At 64.7% G+C, this 21,102-nt stretch carries 19 protein-coding genes; 10 read left to right on the top strand and 9 right to left on the bottom strand.

Annotated elements, in window-relative coordinates:
- The first annotated feature begins 77 nt into the window (after nt 1-77).
- From accC to F3J19_RS27460, 6 genes are all read left to right on the top strand, one after another.
- The gene (gene accC / locus F3J19_RS27485; protein WP_167048776.1) at nt 78-1,445 is read left to right on the top strand and encodes an acetyl-CoA carboxylase biotin carboxylase subunit; all 1,368 of its coding nucleotides are present in this window, start codon (nt 78-80) and stop codon (nt 1,443-1,445) included.
- Nucleotides 1,446-1,448: 3 nt separating this feature from the next.
- Nucleotides 1,449-2,351, top strand: a complete 903-nt coding sequence (gene prmA / locus F3J19_RS27480) for a 50S ribosomal protein L11 methyltransferase (RefSeq protein ID WP_167048774.1) — start codon at nt 1,449-1,451, stop codon at nt 2,349-2,351.
- Between the two features lie 47 nt (nt 2,352-2,398).
- A complete protein-coding gene (locus F3J19_RS27475) occupies nt 2,399-3,820 on the top strand; it encodes a zinc-ribbon and DUF3426 domain-containing protein (RefSeq protein WP_167048772.1) in 1,422 nt (473 codons plus the stop codon).
- Between the two features lie 69 nt (nt 3,821-3,889).
- The gene (tpx, locus tag F3J19_RS27470; protein WP_167048770.1) at nt 3,890-4,390 is read left to right on the top strand and encodes a thiol peroxidase; all 501 of its coding nucleotides are present in this window, start codon (nt 3,890-3,892) and stop codon (nt 4,388-4,390) included.
- A 96-nt stretch (nt 4,391-4,486) separates the two neighbouring features.
- A complete protein-coding gene (locus tag F3J19_RS27465) occupies nt 4,487-5,425 on the top strand; it encodes a carbohydrate kinase family protein (protein ID WP_167048768.1) in 939 nt (312 codons plus the stop codon).
- Between the two features lie 25 nt (nt 5,426-5,450).
- Nucleotides 5,451-5,927 (top strand): glycine zipper 2TM domain-containing protein, encoded by a 477-nt coding sequence (locus F3J19_RS27460; RefSeq protein ID WP_167048766.1) that lies wholly within the window; start codon nt 5,451-5,453, stop codon nt 5,925-5,927.
- Nucleotides 5,928-6,249: 322 nt separating this feature from the next.
- Here F3J19_RS27460 and F3J19_RS27455 read toward each other — a convergent pair whose 3' ends face one another.
- The 7 genes from F3J19_RS27455 to ccsA all read right to left on the bottom strand — a co-directional run bounded on the left by F3J19_RS27455 (nt 6,250) and on the right by ccsA (nt 14,678).
- The gene (locus F3J19_RS27455; RefSeq protein WP_167048848.1) at nt 6,250-6,882 is read right to left on the bottom strand and encodes a histone H1-like DNA-binding protein; all 633 of its coding nucleotides are present in this window, start codon (nt 6,880-6,882) and stop codon (nt 6,250-6,252) included.
- Nucleotides 6,883-6,911: 29 nt separating this feature from the next.
- The gene (locus tag F3J19_RS27450; RefSeq protein WP_167048764.1) at nt 6,912-7,229 is read right to left on the bottom strand and encodes a hypothetical protein; all 318 of its coding nucleotides are present in this window, start codon (nt 7,227-7,229) and stop codon (nt 6,912-6,914) included.
- Between the two features lie 85 nt (nt 7,230-7,314).
- Entirely contained in the window at nt 7,315-8,559 is a 1,245-nt protein-coding gene (locus F3J19_RS27445) for a ribonucleotide-diphosphate reductase subunit beta (protein WP_167048762.1), read from the bottom strand.
- 690 nt (nt 8,560-9,249) lie between these two features.
- Nucleotides 9,250-12,288, bottom strand: a complete 3,039-nt coding sequence (locus tag F3J19_RS27440; protein WP_167048760.1) for a ribonucleoside-diphosphate reductase subunit alpha — start codon at nt 12,286-12,288, stop codon at nt 9,250-9,252.
- A gap of 533 nt (nt 12,289-12,821) precedes the next feature.
- Nucleotides 12,822-13,418 carry a 1,6-anhydro-N-acetylmuramyl-L-alanine amidase AmpD gene (gene ampD, locus F3J19_RS27435; protein WP_167048758.1) on the bottom strand — a complete coding sequence of 199 codons (597 nt, stop codon included), beginning with the start codon at nt 13,416-13,418 and terminating at the stop codon, nt 12,822-12,824.
- Nucleotides 13,415-13,732 carry a PP0621 family protein gene (locus tag F3J19_RS27430; protein ID WP_167048756.1) on the bottom strand — a complete coding sequence of 106 codons (318 nt, stop codon included), beginning with the start codon at nt 13,730-13,732 and terminating at the stop codon, nt 13,415-13,417. The genes ampD and F3J19_RS27430 overlap by 4 nt, the downstream gene beginning before the upstream one ends.
- 10 nt (nt 13,733-13,742) lie before the next feature.
- The gene (gene ccsA, locus F3J19_RS27425) at nt 13,743-14,678 is read right to left on the bottom strand and encodes a cytochrome c biogenesis protein CcsA (protein WP_167048754.1); all 936 of its coding nucleotides are present in this window, start codon (nt 14,676-14,678) and stop codon (nt 13,743-13,745) included.
- Between the two features lie 81 nt (nt 14,679-14,759).
- On the opposite strand from ccsA, the gene ffh reads away from it, so the two are divergent.
- Nucleotides 14,760-16,127, top strand: a complete 1,368-nt coding sequence (gene ffh, locus F3J19_RS27420) for a signal recognition particle protein (RefSeq protein WP_167048743.1) — start codon at nt 14,760-14,762, stop codon at nt 16,125-16,127.
- A gap of 172 nt (nt 16,128-16,299) precedes the next feature.
- Nucleotides 16,300-16,851 (top strand): hypoxanthine-guanine phosphoribosyltransferase, encoded by a 552-nt coding sequence (locus F3J19_RS27415; protein ID WP_167048741.1) that lies wholly within the window; start codon nt 16,300-16,302, stop codon nt 16,849-16,851.
- A gap of 102 nt (nt 16,852-16,953) precedes the next feature.
- On the opposite strand, the gene F3J19_RS27410 is transcribed toward F3J19_RS27415, so the two are convergent.
- Nucleotides 16,954-17,553 carry a MarC family protein gene (locus F3J19_RS27410; protein WP_167048739.1) on the bottom strand — a complete coding sequence of 200 codons (600 nt, stop codon included), beginning with the start codon at nt 17,551-17,553 and terminating at the stop codon, nt 16,954-16,956.
- 38 nt (nt 17,554-17,591) lie between these two features.
- Nucleotides 17,592-19,328 (bottom strand): proline--tRNA ligase, encoded by a 1,737-nt coding sequence (locus F3J19_RS27405; protein ID WP_167048737.1) that lies wholly within the window; start codon nt 19,326-19,328, stop codon nt 17,592-17,594.
- A gap of 298 nt (nt 19,329-19,626) precedes the next feature.
- Between F3J19_RS27405 and F3J19_RS27400 the strand changes: the two genes are divergently transcribed.
- Nucleotides 19,627-20,373 (top strand): RNA pyrophosphohydrolase, encoded by a 747-nt coding sequence (locus tag F3J19_RS27400; protein ID WP_167048735.1) that lies wholly within the window; start codon nt 19,627-19,629, stop codon nt 20,371-20,373.
- A gap of 76 nt (nt 20,374-20,449) precedes the next feature.
- Nucleotides 20,450-21,007 (top strand): CNP1-like family protein, encoded by a 558-nt coding sequence (locus F3J19_RS27395; RefSeq protein WP_167048733.1) that lies wholly within the window; start codon nt 20,450-20,452, stop codon nt 21,005-21,007.
- The last annotated feature ends 95 nt before the right edge of the window (nt 21,008-21,102 follow it).

Below are 21,102 nucleotides of genomic sequence, written 5' to 3'. Positions count from 1 at the left end.
CGAGGCGCGCGACCGATCCTCTGCGGCAGCCGGCGTCATGACCGACCCGGCGCCCATTGATGAGTCGAAAACCCGCTATGTTTGAAAAAATCCTCATTGCCAATCGCGGCGAGATCGCGCTCCGTATCCAGCGCGCCTGCCGCGAGCTCGGCGTCAAGACGGTCGTCGTCTATTCGGAAGCCGACAAGGAAGCCAAGTACGTGAAGCTCGCCGACGAGGCGGTCTGCATCGGCCCGGCGCCTTCGAATCTGAGCTATCTGAACATGCCCGCGCTCATCAGCGCGGCCGAAGTCACCGACGCCGAAGCGATCCACCCCGGCTACGGCTTCCTCTCGGAGAACGCCGACTTCGCCGAGCGCGTCGAGCAGTCCGGCTTCACCTTCATCGGCCCGCGTCCGGAAACGATCCGCATGATGGGCGACAAGGTCACCGCCAAGCAGACCATGATCAAGACCGGCGTGCCGTGCGTGCCGGGCTCGGAAGGCGCGCTGCCGGACGATCCGAAGGAGATCGTGAAAATCGCCCGCCAGATCGGCTATCCGGTCATCATCAAGGCGGCGGGCGGCGGCGGCGGACGCGGCATGCGCGTGGTCCACACGGAAGCGGCACTCGTCAACGCGGTCAACATGACCCGCGAGGAAGCCGGCCGCGCGTTCGGCAACCCGCAGGTCTACATGGAGAAATTCCTCGAGAACCCGCGGCACATCGAAATCCAAGTGCTGTCGGACTCGTTCAGGAACGCGCTGTGGCTCGGCGAGCGCGACTGCTCGATGCAGCGCCGCCACCAGAAAGTGATCGAGGAAGCGCCGGCGCCCGGCATCGCGCGCCGCCTGATCGAGCGGATCGGCGATCGTTGCGCCGACGCCTGCAAGAAGATGGGCTACCTCGGCGCGGGCACCTTCGAGTTCCTGTACGAGAACGGCGAGTTCTACTTCATCGAGATGAACACGCGCGTGCAGGTCGAGCACCCGGTCACGGAACTCATCACCGGCGTCGACATCGTACAGGAGCAGATCCGCATCGCAGCCGGCGAGAAGCTCGTGCTCCGTCAGCGCGACATCCAGTTCCGCGGCCATGCGATCGAGTGCCGCATCAACGCCGAAGATCCGTTCAAGTTCACGCCGTCGCCGGGACGCCTGACCTCGTGGCACATGCCGGGCGGCCCCGGCATCCGCGTCGACTCGCACGCCTACAATGGGTATTTCGTGCCGCCGAACTACGATTCGATGATCGGCAAGCTGATCGCCTACGGCGCGACGCGCGAGCAGGCGATCATGCGCATGCGTATCGCGCTGTCGGAAATGGTGGTCGAAGGCATTCAGACCAACATCCCGCTGCACCGTGAACTGATGCTCGACGCGAAGTTCGTCGAGGGCGGCACGAGCATTCACTACCTCGAAAACCGGTTGGCCGCGCGTCAGCAGGTCGCGCCGGAAGAAGCGTAAGTCATGAGCTATCGGGAACTGGTCGCCGAACTGGCGCGCGAGCACGCTGAGGAACTCTCCGACGCGCTGCTCGACCTGGGTGCGCTGTCGGTCTCGGTCGAAGACGCCGACGCCGATACGCCCGACGAGCAGCCGCTCTTCGGCGAACCCGGTCTCACGCCGGATCGCACGGCCTGGCAGCGCTCGCGCGTGATCGCGCTGCTCGCGCCGGAACACGAGCCGGCCGTGCTGCTGACCGCGGCGGCCAATGAAATCGGCCTCGACGCGGCGCCGTCGTTCAGCGTGCGCGAAGTCGAGGAGCAGGATTGGGTGCGGCTCACGCAGTCGCAGTTCGATCCGATCCAGATCGGCGAGCGCATCTGGGTCGTGCCGTCCTGGCACGACGCACCGGACCCCGACGCGCTCGTGCTCGAACTGGACCCGGGCCTCGCGTTCGGCACCGGCAGCCATCCGACCACGCGCCTGTGCATGGAGTGGATCGAGCAGTCGGTCAAGGCCGGCCAGTCGGTGCTCGACTACGGCTGCGGCTCCGGCATTCTCGCGATTCTCGCGAAGAAGTGCGGCGCGAATCCGGTGATCGGCATCGACATCGATCCGCAGGCGGTCGAGTCGGCGCGCCACAACAGCGAGCGCAACCACGCCGAGGTCGCCTACGGCTTGCCCGACGCGTGTCCCGCCGGCGAGTTCGACGTCGTGGTCGCCAATATCCTGTCCAATCCGCTGAAATTGATGGCGTCGATGCTCGCGTCGAAGGTGAAGCCGGGCGGGCGCATCGCGCTGTCGGGCATTCTCGCGCGCCAGGCGGACGAAGTCGCGCAGGTCTACGCGCGCTGGATCGATATCGGCGTATGGCGCGAACACGAGGGCTGGGTATGCCTCGCCGGAACGCGCCGCGAAAGCCATTAGAATAAGGCGTATTGTCAAACCAACGGCCTCAGGCTCAACGGCTCGATATGCTCCTGGCGACGCGTTGCCCCTTCTGCGAAACCGTCTTCCGTCTGCAACCGGCACAGCTTGCGCAGCGCCGCGGTCTCGTGCGCTGCGGGCATTGCCAGGAGGTGTTCGACGCCTCGGGCAGTCTGTTCGACGTCAGGGGGGGCGACGACCTCTCCACCGCCAGACCGGTCGCCGCGTCGGCCATCGAGGCGCTGGCCGGCGCACCTGAGACAAACCCCGGCGCCGAAGCGCGGGACTCGTGGGCCTCCGCGTCCGGCAGCACGCTCGATAGCCGTCTGCGTCATCACGCGGACAGCATGCAGCTCGCACCGCTACCGCTCGACAACGGCAAGAACGCGCCGTCCTCCGCTCCAACCGCCCCGACCTCTCCGACCCGTCGCGCCAGCGAACCGGAACTGCCCACCGGCGGCTTCACTGCGCCGCTGCCGCGAGATCAGGAACCAACGCTGCAGGAACCGACGCTGGCCGATGCGCCGCCCGATCCGTTTGCTTATCCGTCAGACGACGGGCTTGCGGACGCGGCGCGGCGCATGCCGGCCGAAGCGCCGCCACCTGCCGAAGCGCCTCGCGCGGCGCCCGTGCCGCCGTCCGCCGACGAAGCGCCGCGCGTGTGGCACAAAACCGGGCGTGTCGAGCCATCGGCGCTGCGCGAACCGGCGGTGCCTCTGCATGGCATCCCCGATAACGAACCGCATTTCGGCGCGATCGGCTCAGGCATCGATGGCTCGGGCGTGGCCGATTTCGGCGCAGCCGCCGGCCTCGGCGAGGCAGCCGCGGCAACAGCAGCAGCAGGCGGCTCGGGCACCGGCGCGCCAGGCGGCCCCCGTCCGCCCCGCGGTCCCGCCGCGTCGAGCGGCGAGCCGTTCTCGGTCAACCCCGTCAACAGCGGCGCCGATCCGTTCCCGGTCATGCGCGAGACCCGCCCCGCCGAGAGCAAGCGTATCGGCTGGCTCGTGGCCGGCGCGGTCGTCGTGACGCTACTCGTCATCGCGCTGCTTGCGCAACTCGCGTGGTGGCAGCGCGAAGCCGTGATGGTCAACGTGCCGCGCTCGCAGAGCCTCTACGCGAAGGTGTGTGCGCATCTCGGCTGCCAGGTCAGCCCGCCGCACGACATCGAGGGGCTGCTCGTCGAGCCGTCCGATCTGCGGCAGATCGACGGCCCGCACAAGCTCGAACTGAAGATGCCGTTGCACAACCGCATGAACATCGCGCTCGCCTACCCGGCGATCGAACTCACGCTGCTCGACGAGCAGAACAACGTCGCCGTGCGGCGCGTGCTGTGGCCGCAGGACTACGTGCCGCCCGGCACCGTGATCGCGGACGGCCTGCCCGCGCACGCAACGCAGACGATGATCGTGCATCTCGACACCGGCAATGCGGTGGCGTCCAATTTCCGCGTACAGATTTTTTATCCGTAACGCACCTTCACGCGCCCGCTGAGAAGCGGGCGTTCCATTGTCATTACTGACGCAATTTCGGAGCACAACATGAGTCAAGTCACGCTGGGTGGCAACCCGATCGAAGTAAGCGGCACGTTCCCGTCGGTGGGCCAGCAGGCCGCCGCGTTCTCGCTGGTCGGCCGCGACCTGAAGCCGCTGTCGCTCGCCGATTTCGCCGGCAAGCGCAAGGTGCTCAACATCGTCCCGAGCCTCGACACGCCGACCTGCGCGACGTCGACCCGCAAGTTCAACGAAGCCGCCGCGAAGCTCAGCAACACCGCTGTGATCGTCGTGTCGGGCGATCTGCCGTTCGCGGCGTCGCGCTTCTGCACGACCGAAGGCATCGAAAACGTCGTGACGGCGTCGACGTTCCGCGGCCATGAATTCGCGCAGGCGTACGGCGTCGACGTGACGAGCGGCCCGCTGACCGGCCTGACGGCGCGTGCCGTCGTCGTGATCGACGAGCACGACAAGGTCGTGCACGCGGAGCTGGTCGGCGAAATCAAGAACGAGCCGAACTACGACGCAGCACTCGCCGCGCTGAAGTAAAACCGTTCGCGCACGAGCCCGGCGCCGCGCCTTCCCGCGCGGCGCTGTCGCATCGGCGCCCCTCTTTTTCACCGTTTTTTCACAGGAACGCTCGCCTTGGCTACGCTCATCTGCGGCTCGCTCGCCTACGACAACATCATGACCTTCGAAGGCCGCTTTCGGGAGCACATCCTGCCGGAGCAGGTTCACATCCTCAACGTGAGCTTTCTCGTGCCGACCATGCGCCGCGAGTTCGGCGGCTGCGCGGGCAACATCGCCTATGCGCTGAATCTGCTCGGCGGCGACGCACGCATCATGGGCGCGATCGGCGCGGTCGACGCGCAGCTCTATCTGGACCGGCTCGCGCAGCTCGGCCTGTCGACCGAGAACGTGCTCGTCGTGCCCGACACCTACTCGGCGCAGGCGATGATCACGACCGACCTCGAGAACAATCAGATCACCGCGTTCCACCCCGGCGCGATGATGCAGTCGCATCGCAACCGCGCCGACGAAGCAGAAGGCATCACGCTCGGCATCGTGGCACCGGACGGCTACGACGGCATGGTTCAGCACTCCGAGCAACTGGCCGCCAAAGGCGTGCCGTTCATCTTCGATCCGGGCCAGGGCTTGCCGCTCTTCGACGGCGAGACGCTGCGGCGCATGATTGAACTTGCCACCTATGTCGCGGTCAACGATTACGAAGCCCGGCTCGTGAGCAACAAGACCGGCTGGTCGATCGAAGAGATCGCCAGCAAGGTCGACGCACTGATCGTCACGCTCGGCGAAAAGGGCGCGCAGATCTATCACGGCGGCGGCATCGAAGAGATTCCGGCGGTCGAGGCAAAGCAAGTGCTCGATCCCACCGGTTGCGGCGATGCATTTCGCGGCGGCTTGCTGTACGGTATCGAGAAGGGTCTGGGCTGGGCCACCACGGGACGTCTCGCCAGTCTGCTGGGCGCATTGAAGATCGAACAGCAGGGCCCGCAAAACTACGCGCCCACCCGGGCGGAAATCAACGAGCGGTTCAAGCAGGCATTCGGATACGAGCTGCCCTGACACCGCGAGCTATGGGAGTTTGGTAATGGGAACAACGAGTCGCCTGGTCGTCGCCACCTTGATCGCCGGTTCGCTGGCCATGTCGGGCTGCGCGGTCAACAGTAGTTCTCCAGACGTTTTCACCGCCTCGCAGGCGCAGCGCGAACAGACGGTTCGCTTCGGCACGGTCGATAGCGTGCGCGCGGTACGCATCAGTTCCAACAACGGTCAGCCGAGCGGCGTCGGCGCACTGGGCGGCGCGGCGCTCGGCGCCCTCGCCGGCAGCGCGTTCGGCGGCGGACGCGGCTCGGTCGCCACCGGCATCGTCGGCGGCATTGGTGGTGCGGTGGCCGGCAATGCGATCGAGAACAACGTCGCGATGCGCGACGGCCTCGAAATCACCGTGCGGCTCGACAACGGCGACATCCGCGCGATCACGCAAACCTCGACCGGCGAGATCTTCCGCGCCGGCGACCGTGTGCGGCTGCTGTCGAGCGGCGGCGTCACGCGCGTCACGCACTGATACCACCCGCCCCTCGCGGCGACCCGCGGCGCCTGACTTGCGCGCCGCCACGACGACCCTCGCACGCATGCACCCTCACGGGTCCGTGCGTGTTTTTTTCGCCCGCGGATTTTGCATACGTGCACTGCACTACGTGCGCCTGTGTGCACCTATCTACCGCCGCTACCGTCAGCACACGCCATCACTGAACCCCAGCACGGCGCAAAAAAAAATCCCGTCACCGGAAACCGGTAACGGGACATTGACCGGATTCGCTCAACACTCGAGCGCGACCCGGTCATCGGACACATCATGATGCGATGTGTCGAATTGCCTCTGCTGCTTACGGACGGCTGCCCGTCGGGAACGGCCATGCCGCTGCCGGGTTCAGCGCGGTCTTCACCGTCGACGCCGGTGCTGCGCTCGAGACAGCAGGCGCAGCGGGAGCAGGCGCAGCCTTCTTGGCGACGGCCTTCTTCGCAGGAGCAGCCTTCTTCGCGGGCGCAGCGGCCTTCTTCGCGGCAGCCTTCTTGGCAGGTGCAGCTTTCTTCGCGGCAGCCTTTTTCGCAGGCGCGGCTTTCTTGGCAGCGGTCTTCTTCGCCGCAGCCTTCTTGGCCGGTGCTGCCTTCTTCGCAGCAGCCTTCTTAGCCGGCGCGGCCTTCTTCGCGGCAACCTTCTTCACCGCGGCTTTCTTCGCCGGTGCTGCCTTCTTCGCTGCGACCTTCTTCACCGCAACTTTCTTCGCTGCCGCCTTCTTGGCCGGCGCTGCCTTCTTCGCCGCAACCTTCTTCACCGCGACTTTCTTTGCTGCCGCCTTCTTGGCCGGCGCTGCCTTCTTCGCCGCAACCTTCTTCACTGCGACCTTCTTGGCAGCGACTTTCTTAGCCGGTGCTGCCTTCTTGGCCGGAGCTGCCTTCTTGGCTGCGGCTTTCTTCGCTGCGGGTTTCTTGGCCGCGGCTTTCTTTGCAGTTGCCATCATTTTCTCCTTCAGGTTTTCAGATGAGGTCAGTTCAAACTACACCCTTCGTCAAAACCCGCTTCCCGCGGACGCTTCTCAGGGCGCGCGCTACGAAGCGGGCTATTCATCGGCGTACGCAGATGCTGCGCGCTTACGCTAATGAATGCGGTAAGGCGCGCCGTGCCCCGAGGCACCGCGCGCCAGATATGGTCGGCATCGCAAGGCGACGCCGGCAATTGCTTGATCGGGCCGCCGGCGCTCACGCCAGCGGCTTTTTCCGGGGGGAAGTTTGCCCATCCCACTGAAGGGTCCGCAAAGTGCCTGTCATGTTTGTGGGCCGTCAAGGCACCGGGCACGCTTTGCATCAGGCCGTTCTGCTCCTAACCCAGGTTGCCGCGACACGAGCCGCGGCATCCCCATCAATGAATACATCAGCTATGCGAACCCGGCTTATTCCCAGGTCAGCGCACCGCCGGTTTGATATTCGATCACTCGCGTCTCGAAGAAATTGCGTTCCTTCTTCAGGTCGATCATCTCGCTCATCCACGGGAACGGGTTTTCCTCGTTCGGGTACAGCGGATCGAGACCGATCTGCTGGCAACGGCGGTTGCAGATGAAGCGCAGATAGCTCTTGAACATCGACGCATTGAGGCCGAGCACCCCGCGCGGCATCGTATCTTCGGCGTAGCGATATTCGAGCTCGACGGCCTGCTGGAAAATCTCGCGGATTTCCGCGCGGAACTCAGCGGTCCAGAGATGCGGGTTTTCGAGTTTGATCTGGTTGATCAGGTCGATGCCGAAATTGCAGTGCATCGACTCGTCGCGCAGGATGTACTGGTACTGCTCCGCCGCGCCGGTCATCTTGTTCTGGCGGCCGAGCGCCAGGATCTGCGTAAAGCCGACGTAGAAGAACAGGCCTTCCATCACACAGGCGAACACGATCAGCGAGCGCAGCAGCGTCTGGTCTGCTTCGAGCGTACCGGTCTTGAAGGCCGGGTCGGTCAGCACATGGATGTACGGAATCAGGAATTCGTCTTTCTCGCGGATCGACGAGACCTCGTGATACGCGTTGAAGATTTCGCCCTCGTCGAGACCGAGCGACTCGACGATGTACTGGTAAGCGTGCGTGTGGATCGCCTCTTCGAACGCCTGGCGCAACAGGAACTGGCGGCATTCGGGCGCCGTGATGTGGCGGTAGGTGCCCAGCACGATGTTGTTGGCGGCGAGCGAGTCGGCCGTCACGAAGAAGCCCAGGTTGCGCTTGACGATGCGGCGCTCGTCTTCGGTCAGACCGTTCGGGTCTTTCCACAAGGCGATGTCGCGCGACATGTTCACTTCCTGCGGCATCCAGTGGTTGGCACAGCCGGCCAGATACTTTTCCCAGGCCCACTTGTACTTGAACGGCACCAGCTGATTGACGTCGGTCTGGCCGTTGATGATGCGCTTGTCGGCAACATTGACGCGCGCTTCGGAAGTAGCGGCAGCAGCGGCAACGTTAGGAACCGGATTGGCGGCATGAGTAACGGGAGCGACGGCGAGGTCGTTCGCGAAAACTTCTTGAGCCGAGGGAGCATGAAGAGCGGAACGCGTTCCGACTTGCGAACCGACAGCCGATCCCGCAGCGTTGCGCAACACGTTCGGTTGCGTCGCGCTCGAGGGAGTTACGGCAGTGATCTCGTCATCCCAGTTGAGCATAAATGTCACCATCAATTTAGAACGGTTTGTACCATCTTTTCACGAGCGATAAAAGAGTTCGTTCATGAAAATTCCTGTTTTCGATTCGCGTTGCTACGTTCATACAACACTTTGTTCGACATGCTGCGTGCGATGCGTCGAGTGAGGCGTATCGAATGCGTGTTGAACATGCGTTGTCGAGGTACTTCGCGAACTCGAAGAGCAACGTTTCGTCACGACGTTTCGCTGCTCTATCTATCTGTATTGCGCAGTGCGTTCGCGGCATCCGTTGATCGATCGATGCTGCGCGAGCCGCTCATCGCGAGCGTCGGCGGTGAGCTGTGTTGGCCGTCTTGCGTCGGCGCTGGCGAGTGAAGCTCGATGTGGTGTCGAGCGATGCGTGCGGCTGCCGACGTTGCTCGCTTCCTGACTCGCTTCCTTGCTCGCCTCGTCGAGCGAGGCGTTCGCCGGACACCGTGTTGCGCGCACTGTCGTGCGCTTCGTCCGCTGTTGCCGACCGCTCTGCCGACTGTCTTGCTCACTTCGGTGCTGCTTCGCTACTTCGATGAGCGGCGAGACTTCGATCCCGCTCGCCGCTCATCGGCCTGCTGCTACTTCATCTGCGCGCGGTGCGCTGCTCGCCGCATGCGGGTCATCACCTACGACCTCGCTCGCATTGAGCAAGCAGCGCTCCCGCTGCCTGCCGTCCGCCTACTGGCAAGCCTCGCACTCGTCGAAGCCAGGGTCGCCCGGACGCATCATGCACACCGGACCCTCTGCTTCGGGTGCCGAAGCAACTGCTTCGACCGCTGCCGATGCCGCCGACGAAGCCGCCGACGAAGCCGCAGCCTGGAAGCCCCCCGCTGCGCCACCCGCCGCACCGCCGCTCACGCCGAAGCCGCCGGCTGCACCGCCCGCCGCGCCGCCTGCGCCGCCCGAGCCTTCGTGACCCGAGCTCACCGCGTTCAGCGCGCCGTGCGCGACCGTCGACTTCTCGACGTGCGTCGCCGCCATCGTGCGCAGGTAGTAGGTCGTCTTCAGACCGCGCACCCAGGCGAGCTTGTAGATCTCGTCGAGCTTCTTGCCCGATGCGCCCGCCATGTAGATGTTCAGCGACTGCGCCTGGTCGATCCACTTCTGACGACGCGACGCCGCCTCGACGAGCCACACCGGATCGACTTCGAACGCGGTCGCGTAGATCGCGCGCAGGTCGGCCGGGATGCGGTCGATGCGCGAGAGCGTGCCGTCGAAGTACTTGAGGTCGGCGACCATCACTTCGTCCCACAGGCCGCGCGCCTTCAGGTCACGCACGAGGTAGTCGTTGACCACGGTGAATTCGCCAGACAGATTCGACTTCACGTAGAGGTTCTGGTACGTCGGCTCGATACATGCCGACACGCCGATGATGTTCGAGATCGTCGCGGTCGGCGCGATCGCCACGCAGTTCGAGTTGCGCATGCCGTAGGTCGCGATGCGCGAGCGCAGCGCCGCCCAGTCCATCGACTCGCTCGCATCGACTTCGACGTAGCCGCCGCGCGCCTGCTCGAGCAGCTTCACCGAGTCTTGCGGAAGGATGCCGCGATCCCACAGCGAACCGCGGTAGCTCGAATAGCGGCCGCGCTCTTCGGCGAGCTCGGTCGACGCGTAGTACGCGTAGTAGCAGACCGCTTCCATCGAGCGATCGGCGAACTCGACCGCTTCCTGCGACGCGTACGGCGTGCGCAGCACGTGCAGGCAGTCCTGGAAGCCCATGATGCCCATGCCGACCGGACGATGCTTGAGGTTCGAGTTACGCGCCTTGGCGACCGCGTAGTAGTTGATGTCGATCACGTTGTCGAGCATGCGCATCGCGACGCTGACCGTGCGCTTCAGCTTGTCGTGGTCGAGCGCGAGCGTGCCGTCGGCCTGCTCCTTCAGGTGCGCGACGAGGTTCACCGAGCCGAGGTTGCAGACGGCGATTTCGGCATCGCTCGTGTTCAGCGTGATTTCCGTGCACAGGTTCGACGAGTGGACGACGCCGACGTGCTGCTGCGGCGAGCGCACGTTGCACGGGTCCTTGAACGTGATCCACGGATGGCCGGTTTCGAACAGCATGCCGAGCATCTTGCGCCACAGCTGCGCCGCCGGAATCTTCTTGAACAGCTTGATCTCGCCGCGCACGACCTTGTCTTCGTAAGCCGTGTAAGCCGCTTCGAACTCGGCGCCGAACTTGTCGTGCAGGTCCGGGCAGGTGGACGGCGAGAACAGCGTCCAGTCGCCGCCTTCCATCACGCGCTTCATGAACAGGTCGGGAATCCAGTTCGCGGTGTTCATGTCGTGCGTGCGGCGACGGTCGTCGCCGGTGTTCTTGCGCAGCTCGAGGAATTCCTCGATGTCGAGATGCCACGATTCGAGGTACGCGCACACCGCGCCCTTGCGCTTGCCGCCCTGGTTCACGGCGACCGCCGTGTCGTTGACGACCTTCAGGAACGGCACGACACCTTGCGACTTGCCGTTGGTGCCCTTGATGTGCGAGCCGAGCGCGCGCACGCGCGTCCAGTCGTTGCCGAGGCCGCCCGCGAACTTCGAGAGCAGCGCGTTTTCCTTGAGCGCTTCGTAGATGCCGTCGAGGTCGTCGTCGACCGTGGTCAGGTAGCACGACGACAGTTGCGAGCGGCGCGTGCCCGAGTTGAACAGCGTCGGCGTCGAGCTCATGAAGTCGAAGCTCGACAGCACGTTGTAGAACTCGATCGCGCGCGCTTCGCGGTCGATCTCGTTGAGCGCGAGGCCCATCGACACACGCATAAAGAATGCCTGCGGCATCTCGATGCGCACGTTGTCGTGATGCAGGAAGTAGCGGTCATACAGCGTCTGCAGACCGAGGTAGCCGAACTGCAGGTCGCGATTCGCGTCGAGCGCGGCGCCGAGACGCTTCAGGTCGAACTGCAGCAGCTTGTCGTCGAGCAGTTCCGCCTGCACGCCGCGCTTGATGAACTGCGGGAAGTACTCGGCGTAGCGCTCGCCCATTTCGGCTTGCGTCACTTCTTCTTCGAGGATCTCGCGGCGGATCGTGTGCAGCAGGATGCGCGCGGTGACCTGGCTGTAGGCCGGGTCCTTTTCGATCATCGTGCGCGCGGCGAGGATGGCCGAGTCGTACACCTGGCTCATCGGCACGCCGTCGTACAGGTTCTTCACCGTTTCCGCGACGATCGGCTCGGCGCTCACCGCCTCGCCGAGATTCGCGCACGCCGACTCGATGATGCCGCGCAGCGCCGCCATGTCGAGCGGACGCGTGACGCCGTTGTCGGTCACGTTCAGGCCCGGCGTGCTGCCCGCGCCGGCCTGCTCGTCGTGCACGCGCGCCTGGTTGCGCTTCTCGCGGTACAGCACGTAGGCACGCGCGACGTTGTGTTCGCCGCCGCGCATCAGCGCGAGTTCGACCTGATCCTGAATGTCTTCGATATGGAACGTGCCGCCGTTCGGGCGGCTGCGCACGAGCGCGCGCACCACGCTCTGCGTCAATTGCTCGACCAGTTCGCGCACCCGCGCCGACGCCGCGCCCTGACCGCCGTTGACGGCGAGGAACGCCTTCGTCACGGCGATCGCGATTTTCGACGGCTCGAACGCCACCACGCTGCCGTTGCGGCGGATCACCTTGTAGTCGGCGTAGCTGGTGTGCGGCGCGAGCGCCTGCGCGCTCTGTGCCTGGCCGAAGGCCTGGCCAGCCGGTGAGCCCTCGTAGCGGGTCGTCGCGTTGTCGGTGGTTTGCATGTGCAAAGCTCCTGGTCCTGGAAATTGCGGCGAGTGCCGCGGATTAAATCGAACGCCGCGCCGCCGCGAGCGCGTGCGATGAGATACAGGAAGGCCGGCTACGCCGGTTGGCGGGATGCGACTGCGATGAGGCCTGGTTCGATTTGATGTCGGTCGTCATCGAGCATGTCGCGATCACTGGCTGGTCCTTTCCTGAATGCGTCTGGATGCGGCCGGAGATCCCCTTACCCGCCGCGCCCCAGGAATTTTTCGCTGCCTGGAATGCTTGCGGCGCCATGCTCGAAGAGCGGGGCGCCGCAGACTTATACACCCGGTTATTCACATGGTTATGCACAGCCAACACAAGATATAGTGCGAAACCGGGTTTGTGGCACCAAGTATAGTGGAGATTCGAGACAGGTCAAACCGTTTTATTTGCTTTCGAAGTCTTGACTTTTCTGCTCGCGCGCGCAAAAGGCATCGCGTGCGGAACGAGGCGGCGCCTTGTTCCGCGCGCTTTACACGAGATTGCGCGAAGGATCGCGGAAGGCCGTTTACCGGCCCGCGGAAAACTTGAGATAGGGGAAATACCGAGCGTCGAGCGAGGTGTCGCGCTGCAGTCGCGGCCACTCGAAATGCGGACCGGGATCGGTCTTGCGGCCGGGCGCGATGTCGGAGTGACCGGCGAGCGCGTCGATCGGATAGCGTGCCTTCAAAGCGCTCACGAGCGCGGCGAGCGTGCGGTATTGCGCCGCTTCGAAGGCGGTGGTGTCGCTGCCTTCGAGCTCGATGCCGATCGAGAAATCATTGCAGCGCTCGCGGTCGAAAAAATTCGACGGCCCCGCGTGCCACGCGCGCTCGTTGCACGACACGAACTGTTCGAGCGCGCCGTCGCGATGAATCACGAAATGCGCGGACACGCGCACGCCGCGCAGATGCGTGTCGTAGTACGGATGCGCATCGCAGTCGAGCGTGTTCTGGAACAGCTCGGCGATCGCGGTGCCGCCGAACTCGTTCGGCGGCAGGCTGATGTTGTGGACGACGATCAGCGTCGGCACGGCACCTTGCGGCCGCGCTTCGAAATTCGGCGAGGGCAGCTTGCGCGCGGCGGAAACCCAACCGTCGGCATCGACGGCGAACGCGACGCTCATCGGGCGTCGCGGCCGCTCGGACGCGCGCCGTGACGCTGCGCGTGCGCGGCGCAGCAGAAGGTCTGCCCCGCCACGCTCACCGAGTCGCTCTGCGGCGCATGCACGCCGCACTCGACGCAGCGGATCATCGGCTCGGCAAGCTGCGGCTGCCCGTTGGACGAACCTGCGCCGTTATTCGCGGCGTTGGCACCGCTGTTCGCACCATTCGCGCCGGCGCCCGTGCGTTGCGCGGTTTGCGCGTCGTGACGGCGCAGCGCCTTCACGAGCCATTGACCGACGATGAACAGCAGGATCAGCAAAAAGATTTGTCGCATGGTGACACGCTCACACTACAGGCCGGTGCAACAGCACCTCGAAAACAAAACGGCTGCCGACGTACGCGAGCAACAGCGCGACGAACGAGGCCAGCACCCAGCGCAATGCCGCACGGCCGCGCCAGCCGGATACCTTGCGCGCGGTCAGCAGCGCGCCGAACATCACCCACGAGAGAATCGCGAACACGGTCTTGTGATCGAGCCGCAACGCGCGGTCGATCAGTTGCTCGCTGAACAGGATGCCCGAGACGAGCGTCAGCGTGAGCAGCACGAAGCCGGCGCCGATCAGACGGAACAGCAGCTTTTCGAGCGTAAGCAGCGGCGGCAGCGTGTCGAGCCAGCTCGACCACCAGCCGTTGCCGGCCGCCGCGTGCCGTTGCGCGAGACCGCCGCGCATCGCATGCAGACGCCGCTCGACCGCGAGCATCAGGATCGCGTGCAGTGCCGCGATCGCGAACAGACCGTAGGCGATGTTCGCGATCAGGAAGTGCAGCTTGAACATCGGCGCGGCCGCATACGGCAGCACGCGCACCCCGCCGAACGCGAGCGGCAGCAGCGACGCGACGCAGGCGAGCGGCAACACGAGCAGCCGCAAGCCGTCGAGCGGGAAGAAGAAACTCTCGATCCAGTAGATGCCGGCGCCGAGCCAGAACATCGCCGACAGCGCGAACGCGAAGCCGAACACCATCGCGTTCTGCGGGAAGATCGTGGTATGCAGCAGCACGCCGTGAGCGAGCAGCGCGACGCACAGGAGCGCGCGCCCGGGCACGCTCATACCGGTGGCGACCGAAGCGCCCGTGCCGGCGGCATTGACAGGCAACGGCGGGGACAACGGCGGCACGCTCTCGAGCAGCGGGCGCGCGGCCGCGTGCCGGTGCGAGCGCCAGCCGGCCACGGCGAGGCCGCCGTAGAGAAGCGCGGTGAGGGCATACAGTACAATATCCATATTCGAAGTTTACACTAGGGCCCTGCTCCGCGACGTCTTGCGCTTCGCGCGCTGCGCGGGCCCCACCGTTCATCGCTCCCCATGCTCGACAATCTGACTCAACGGATGGCGCGCGTCGTCAAGACGCTGCGCGGCGAAGCCCGGCTCACCGAGGCGAACACCCAGGAAATGCTGCGCGAAGTGCGTCTCGCACTGCTCGAGGCCGACGTGGCGCTACCCGTCGTGCGCGAGTTCATCGCCAAGGTCAAGGAGAAGGCGCTTGGCGAGGAAGTGATCGCCAGCCTGTCGCCGGGCCAGGCGCTCGTCGGCGTCGTGCAGCGCGAGCTGACCGCGGTGATCGGCGGCGACTACGAAGGCAAGGCCGCCGAGCTCAACCTCGCCGTCACGCCGCCCGCGATCATCCTGATGGCGGGTCTGCAAGGTGCCGGCAAGACGACCACGGTCGGCAAGCTCGCCAAGCTCTTGCGCGAGAAGTACAAGAAGAAGGTGCTGACGGTTTCGTGCGACGTCTATCGGCCCGCCGCTATCGCCCAGCTGAAAACGGTGACCGAGCAGGTCGGCGCGGACTTCTTCCCGTCCGAGCCCGACCAGAAGCCGGTCGATATCGCGCGCGCCGCGGTGGACTGGGCCAGGCGCCATTACCACGACGTGCTGCTCGTCGACACGGCCGGCCGTCTCGGTATCGACGAAGCGATGATGAACGAAATCGCCGCGCTGCACGCCGAACTGAAGCCGGCCGAAACGCTGTTCGTCGTCGACGCGATGCTCGGCCAGGACGCGGTCAATACCGCGAAGGCGTTCAGCGACGCGCTGCCGCTCACCGGCGTCGTGCTCACCAAGCTTGACGGCGATTCGCGCGGGGGCGCGGCGCTGTCGGTGCGTCACGTGACGGGCAAGCCGGTCAAGTTCGTCGGCGTGGCCGAAAAGCTCGACGGCCTCGAAGTGTTCCACCCGGACCGCATGGCAAGCCGGATTCTCGGCATGGGCGACATCCTCGCGCTCGTCGAGGAAGCGCAGCGCGGCGTCGACGTGCAGGCCGCGCAGAAGCTCGCCGACAAGGTCAAGAAAGGCGGCGACTTCGACCTCAACGACTTCCGCGCGCAGCTCACGCAAATGAAAGGCATGGGCGGCCTGTCGTCGCTGATGGACAAGCTGCCCGCGCAGTTCCAGCAGGCCGCGGCCGGCGCCGACATGAGCCAGGCCGAGAAGCAGATGCGCCGCATGGAAGGCATCATCAACTCGATGACGCCGGCCGAGCGCGCCAAGCCCGAGCTGATTAAGGCGACGCGCAAGCGCCGCATCGCCGCGGGCGCGGGCGTGCAGGTGCAGGAAGTCAACCGCATGCTGAACCAGTACGAGCAGATGCGCACGATGATGAAGAAGCTCAAGGGCGGCAATCTGCAGAAGATGATGCGCGGCATGAAAGGCATGCTGCCCGGCATGCGCTAAGCTTGATGGGGACGGTCGCGCACGCCACGCGCGCAAACGCCGTGGCATCGTGCGGCTGACGCCGGGTTCGCGCGGGTTTATATTCTCTAGCGCACGGCGCCGTCCCCGACCGGAACGTCCCACGGGATGTTCCCACTCACTCTATGTATACAGTTACCGCCCGTTAGACGTCATGAACCGCGAAGAAGCCCTCCATATTTTTCAACACTCCGAAGAGATCGTTTCGGCCTCGGACGTCAACGCATCGATCGCCGGCATGGCAACCGCCATCCGCAACGAGATGAGCGAGGACTTCCCGCTCGTGCTGTCGGTGATGGGCGGTGCCGCGGTGTTCACCGGCATGCTGCTGCCGCATCTCGATTTCCCGCTCGAGTTCGACTACATCCACCTCACGCGCTACCGCAATACGACGAAAGGCAGCGACGAAATGCAGTGGCGCGTCGCGCCGGCCGAGTCGGTCAAGGATCGCGTCGTGCTCGTGCTCGACGACATCCTCGACGAAGGCGAGACGATGGCCGCGATCCGCGACCGCATCCTCGCGATGGGCGCGAAGCGCTTCCTGTCGGCGGTGCTGTGCGAGAAGATCATTCCGAAGGCGAAGCCGCTGCGCCCCGACTACTGCGGCTTCGAGGTGCCGGACCGCTACGTGTTCGGCTGCGGGATGGATGCGAAGGGGTACTGGCGCAACCTGCCGACCATCCGGGCGTTGACCGAGGGGGCGTAAGTCGCGCACTGGCGCCTCGGCGCTCCGGCGTAAAAAAAGCAGCCTGTGTTGGCTGCTTTTTTTATGGCTGCATCGGCGACAGGTGGCCTACCGACTCCCGCGTCATAGCTGGTGCACGAAAGAGCGAATCCCGCCGAGCATCATCTCGACCGAGATCGCCACGAGCACGAGCCCCATCAGTCGCTCGAACGCCGCCATCACGCGTTCGCCGAGCCAGGCCTGGATGCGCTCGGCGAGCATCAGCACGATCGCGCAGACGATCATCGTAACGGTCAGCGCGCCGATCCACTCGAACGTCTTGCCCGGCGCCTGCGAGGTCAGCAGCATCACCGTCGCCAGTGCCGACGGACCGGCCAGCGCCGGAATCGCGAGCGGCACGATGAGCGGCTCGCCGCCGCGCGCGTCCCCGCCGAACGGGCCGTCCGGATGCGGAAACACCATGCGCAGCGCGATCAGGAACAGCACGATCCCGCCGCCGATCCGCAACGACAGGTCGCTGAGGCTCATCATGCGCAGAAAGCCCTGCCCGAGCACCATGAACACCAGCAGGATTGCAAACGCGATCGCGACCTCGCGCAGGATCACGACCGTGCGGCGCTCGGGCGCCACGCCCTGCAGACAGCTGACGAAGATCGGGATGTTGCCGAGCGGATCGGTAATCAGGATCAGCAGCACGGTCGCCGACAGAAAGGTGTACTCCACCGCTCGCTCCGCCTGGTACGCCCGCTCAGCTCACTCGCTTAATGCGCGAGTGCCGCGCGCACTTTGTCGATCACGGTCTGCGCCGCGCTCTCGACCGGCAGCAGCGTCGCTTCGGCATCGCGGCGGCCCTGGTATTCGAGCTTGCCGTCCTTCAGGCCACGGTCGCCGATCACGAGACGATGCGGCACGCCGATCAGCTCCCAGTCGGCGAACATGACGCCCGGACGCTCGCCGCGATCGTCGAGGATCACGTCGATGCCGGCCGCGACGAGTTCCGCGTACAGCTTGTCGGCCTGCTCGCGCACCGCGTCGCTGCGGTCATAGCCCATCGGGCACAGCACGACTTCGAACGGCGCGATCGACTCCGGCCAGATGATGCCCTTGTCGTCGAAATTCTGTTCGATCGCCGCGCCGAGAATACGCGTGATGCCGACGCCGTAGCAGCCCATTTCCATCGGCCGCGGCTTGCCGGTTTCGTCGAGGCAGGTCGCGTCCATCGCTTCCGAATACTTGGTGCCGAGCTGGAACACGTGGCCCACTTCGATGCCGCGGCAGATGTCGAGCACGCCCTTGCCGTCCGGCGACGGATCGCCCTTCTTCACGTTGCGAATATCGGCGACGACCGGCTCCGGCAGATCGCGGCCCCAGTTCACGCCGGTGGTGTGATAGTCGACCTCGTTCGAGCCGACCACGAAGTCGCTCATGTTCGCGACGGTGCGGTCCGCGATCACCTTGACCGGCTTCTTCGTGTTGATCGGACCGAGATAACCCGGCGGCGTGCCGAACGTTTCGATGATCTCGGCTTCGGTCGCCATGCGGAAGTCGGCGAGGCCGGGCTGCTTGGCGGCCTTGATCTCGTTCAGGTCGTGGTCGCCGCGCAGCATCAGCAGCCAGATGGTCGGCTCAGCGCCTTCGTTTTCGGTGGCGAGGATGATCGACTTGATCGTGCGCTCGAGCGGGATGTTCAGCAGTTCGGCGACGGCCTCGCACTTCGCCTTGCCCGGCGTGGCGGTCTTCCTCATGTCCTCGGCGGGCGCCGCGCGCTGCGCGATGAGCGGCAGCGCTTCGGCCGCTTCGACGTTCGCGGCGAAGTCGGAAGTCGGGCAATAAGCGATGGCGTCCTCGCCGGTGTCGGCGATCACGTGGAATTCGTGCGAGCCGCTGCCGCCGATCGAGCCGTTGTCCGCCGCGACCGCGCGGAACTCGAGCCCGAGGCGCGTAAAGATGCGCACGTACGCGTCGTACATCTTGCGATACGACTCGCGCAAACCTTCGATGTCCTTGTCGAACGAGTACGCGTCTTTCATGATGAACTCGCGGCCGCGCATCACGCCGAAACGCGGACGGATTTCATCGCGGAACTTCGTCTGGACCTGATAGAAGTTGACCGGCAACTGACGGTAGCTCTTGATCTGGTTGCGCGCGATGTCGGTCACGACTTCCTCGTGCGTCGGCCCCATCACGAAGTCGGCCTGCTTACGGTCCTTGAAGCGCAGCAGCTCGGGGCCGTACTTCTCCCAGCGGCCCGATTCCTGCCACAGCTCGGCCGGCTGCACCGCCGGCATCAGGAGTTCGATGGCGCCCGCCCGGTTCATTTCCTCGCGCACGATGGCTTCCACCTTGCGGATCGAACGCAGCCCGACCGGCAGGTAGTTATAGATACCGCCGGCGACGCGGCGGATCATGCCGGCGCGCACCATGAGCTTGTGGCTGACGATCTCGGCGTCGGCAGGAGCTTCCTTGAGCGTGCCGATAAAGAAACGGGAGGCTTTCATTCAGATTGTCCAAAAGCGGCGGCTCCGGAGGGACCGCCCGAAAAGGTGAAAACGTTGGGGAAATCGATACAGATCCGCCGCCGGGAGCACCGTTCGCCCGACCGGCGGCACCCAGCCCCGCACGGCGCCGCAACCGCCGCGCGCAGCCTTCGCACAAGGGACATGGCACGGGAAACCGACAGGCTACCGCAAACACGGGCCCATTGCGGCGAATCGTTCCATTCTTATGCGATTCGGTGCGTAGGGTCCGTTATCTGTTTATAATCAAAGCAATTTTAAAGGATTCGAAGGTGGTTGTATGCTGGATCGTGAAGGCTTTCGCCCGAACGTCGGCATCATCCTCTTGAACGCGCACAACGAGGTGTTTTGGGGCAAACGGCTCCGTGAACATTCCTGGCAGTTTCCGCAAGGGGGCATCAAATATGGTGAGACCCCCGTGCAAGCGATGTATCGGGAGTTACACGAAGAAACCGGACTGCTTCCTGAGCACGTCAAGGTGATCGGTCGCACGCGCGACTGGTTGCGTTATGAGGTGCCTGACAAGTTCATCAAGCGTGAAGTACGCGGTCATTACCGCGGCCAGAAGCAAATCTGGTTCTTGCTCCGGATGGTGGGACGCGACTGCGATATCTGCTTGCGCGCCACCGACCACCCGGAGTTCGATGCCTGGCGTTGGAACGAGTACTGGGTGCCGCTCGACTGTGTGATCGAGTTCAAGCGGGATGTGTATCAGTTGGCGCTGACGGAGCTATCCCGTTTCATGCGCCGGCCTGTGCCGCGTGCGGAAAAACCTGGCGGGCACCATGGGTCGCGCTATCCCCGGGTGACCTCGTCGATGCAGAGTCCTCCGGATTCCACGGTCAGTACGGTGACTTCGGTCACTGTCGTGAGTTCGGTGAGCATCGCGACCACGACTCACGTTGTGGTCATGCAGGATTGCGGAGATGACGCCGAAGCCGTACAAGCGAACAGCGAAGCGCGGCACGACGAGGAATCCGCCGACGAAAGCGCCGGCCCGCTGGTCCGGCCGGGCATGCGCGGTTAACAATTCCGGGCGGCTGTCCATGCCGCCTCTCTCTGGCGCGGCTTTCGGGCCGCGTCCGTCTTTCGAGGGAATCAGATTGAAAGCATTTGCTCTCGCCGCGGCGTGCGTCGCCACCGGCGCCCTGCTGGCAGGCTGTTCGAGCGCCGGCAAACCGACCAATAAAGACGACAGCGCGTTCGTCTATCTGCTGGACCGCAAGGGCAACTGGGTTGAAAACAAGGTAGACACGCTGCCACCTCTGCCGACGGAGGCGAATCTGCTGCCGTTCGAGGTGTCCGGCAATACGCCGCTGCAATTCGCAATCGACGCGAAATCGGTCAGCGTCGGCGACGACGGCGTCGTGCGTTACACGGTGGTCGTCACGAGCCCGAGCGGCGCGCGCAACGTGAACTACGAAGGCATCCGCTGCGACACGTACGAGTGGCGCCAGTATGCGGGCCTGAATGCCGATCACGACGGCTGGGACAAGGATGTCGCCAACCAGTTTTCGCGCATCGAGAATGGCGCGCTGAACGCGTACCAGGCGGCGCTGTACCAGGACTACATGTGCGCGAACAAGATTCCGACTGGCAGCGCGCAGCACATCGTCGAGAACATTCGCTACAAGCGCACGCAAACGTCGCAGATTCACTGAGTTGCGTTCGCGGGCGCGCTCCGGGTTCCTCCCGGTGCGTTGCGCCAAAGACGGAAAAAGCCGTTCCAGTTCAGGCTGGAGCGGCTTTTTTGTGG

The organism is Burkholderia sp. Ax-1724, from assembly GCF_011752995.1.
Classification (GTDB): domain Bacteria; phylum Pseudomonadota; class Gammaproteobacteria; order Burkholderiales; family Burkholderiaceae; genus Paraburkholderia.
This window is presented reverse-complemented; position numbering and strand designations above follow the sequence as displayed.

Coding starts and splice junctions, on each gene's coding strand:
- accC (WP_167048776.1), top strand. CDS start 78: ATGTTTGAAAAAATCCTCATTGCCAATCGCGGCGAGATCGCGCTCCGT.
- prmA (WP_167048774.1), top strand. CDS start 1,449: ATGAGCTATCGGGAACTGGTCGCCGAACTGGCGCGCGAGCACGCTGAG.
- F3J19_RS27475 (WP_167048772.1), top strand. CDS start 2,399: ATGCTCCTGGCGACGCGTTGCCCCTTCTGCGAAACCGTCTTCCGTCTG.
- tpx (WP_167048770.1), top strand. CDS start 3,890: ATGAGTCAAGTCACGCTGGGTGGCAACCCGATCGAAGTAAGCGGCACG.
- F3J19_RS27460 (WP_167048766.1), top strand. CDS start 5,451: ATGGGAACAACGAGTCGCCTGGTCGTCGCCACCTTGATCGCCGGTTCG.
- F3J19_RS27455 (WP_167048848.1), bottom strand. CDS start 6,882: ATGGCAACTGCAAAGAAAGCCGCGGCCAAGAAACCCGCAGCGAAGAAA.
- F3J19_RS27450 (WP_167048764.1), bottom strand. CDS start 7,229: ATGCAAAGCGTGCCCGGTGCCTTGACGGCCCACAAACATGACAGGCAC.
- F3J19_RS27445 (WP_167048762.1), bottom strand. CDS start 8,559: ATGCTCAACTGGGATGACGAGATCACTGCCGTAACTCCCTCGAGCGCG.
- F3J19_RS27440 (WP_167048760.1), bottom strand. CDS start 12,288: ATGCAAACCACCGACAACGCGACGACCCGCTACGAGGGCTCACCGGCT.
- ampD (WP_167048758.1), bottom strand. CDS start 13,418: ATGAGCGTCGCGTTCGCCGTCGATGCCGACGGTTGGGTTTCCGCCGCG.
- F3J19_RS27430 (WP_167048756.1), bottom strand. CDS start 13,732: ATGCGACAAATCTTTTTGCTGATCCTGCTGTTCATCGTCGGTCAATGG.
- ccsA (WP_167048754.1), bottom strand. CDS start 14,678: ATGGATATTGTACTGTATGCCCTCACCGCGCTTCTCTACGGCGGCCTC.
- ffh (WP_167048743.1), top strand. CDS start 14,760: ATGCTCGACAATCTGACTCAACGGATGGCGCGCGTCGTCAAGACGCTG.
- F3J19_RS27415 (WP_167048741.1), top strand. CDS start 16,300: ATGAACCGCGAAGAAGCCCTCCATATTTTTCAACACTCCGAAGAGATC.
- F3J19_RS27405 (WP_167048737.1), bottom strand. CDS start 19,328: ATGAAAGCCTCCCGTTTCTTTATCGGCACGCTCAAGGAAGCTCCTGCC.
- F3J19_RS27400 (WP_167048735.1), top strand. CDS start 19,627: ATGCTGGATCGTGAAGGCTTTCGCCCGAACGTCGGCATCATCCTCTTG.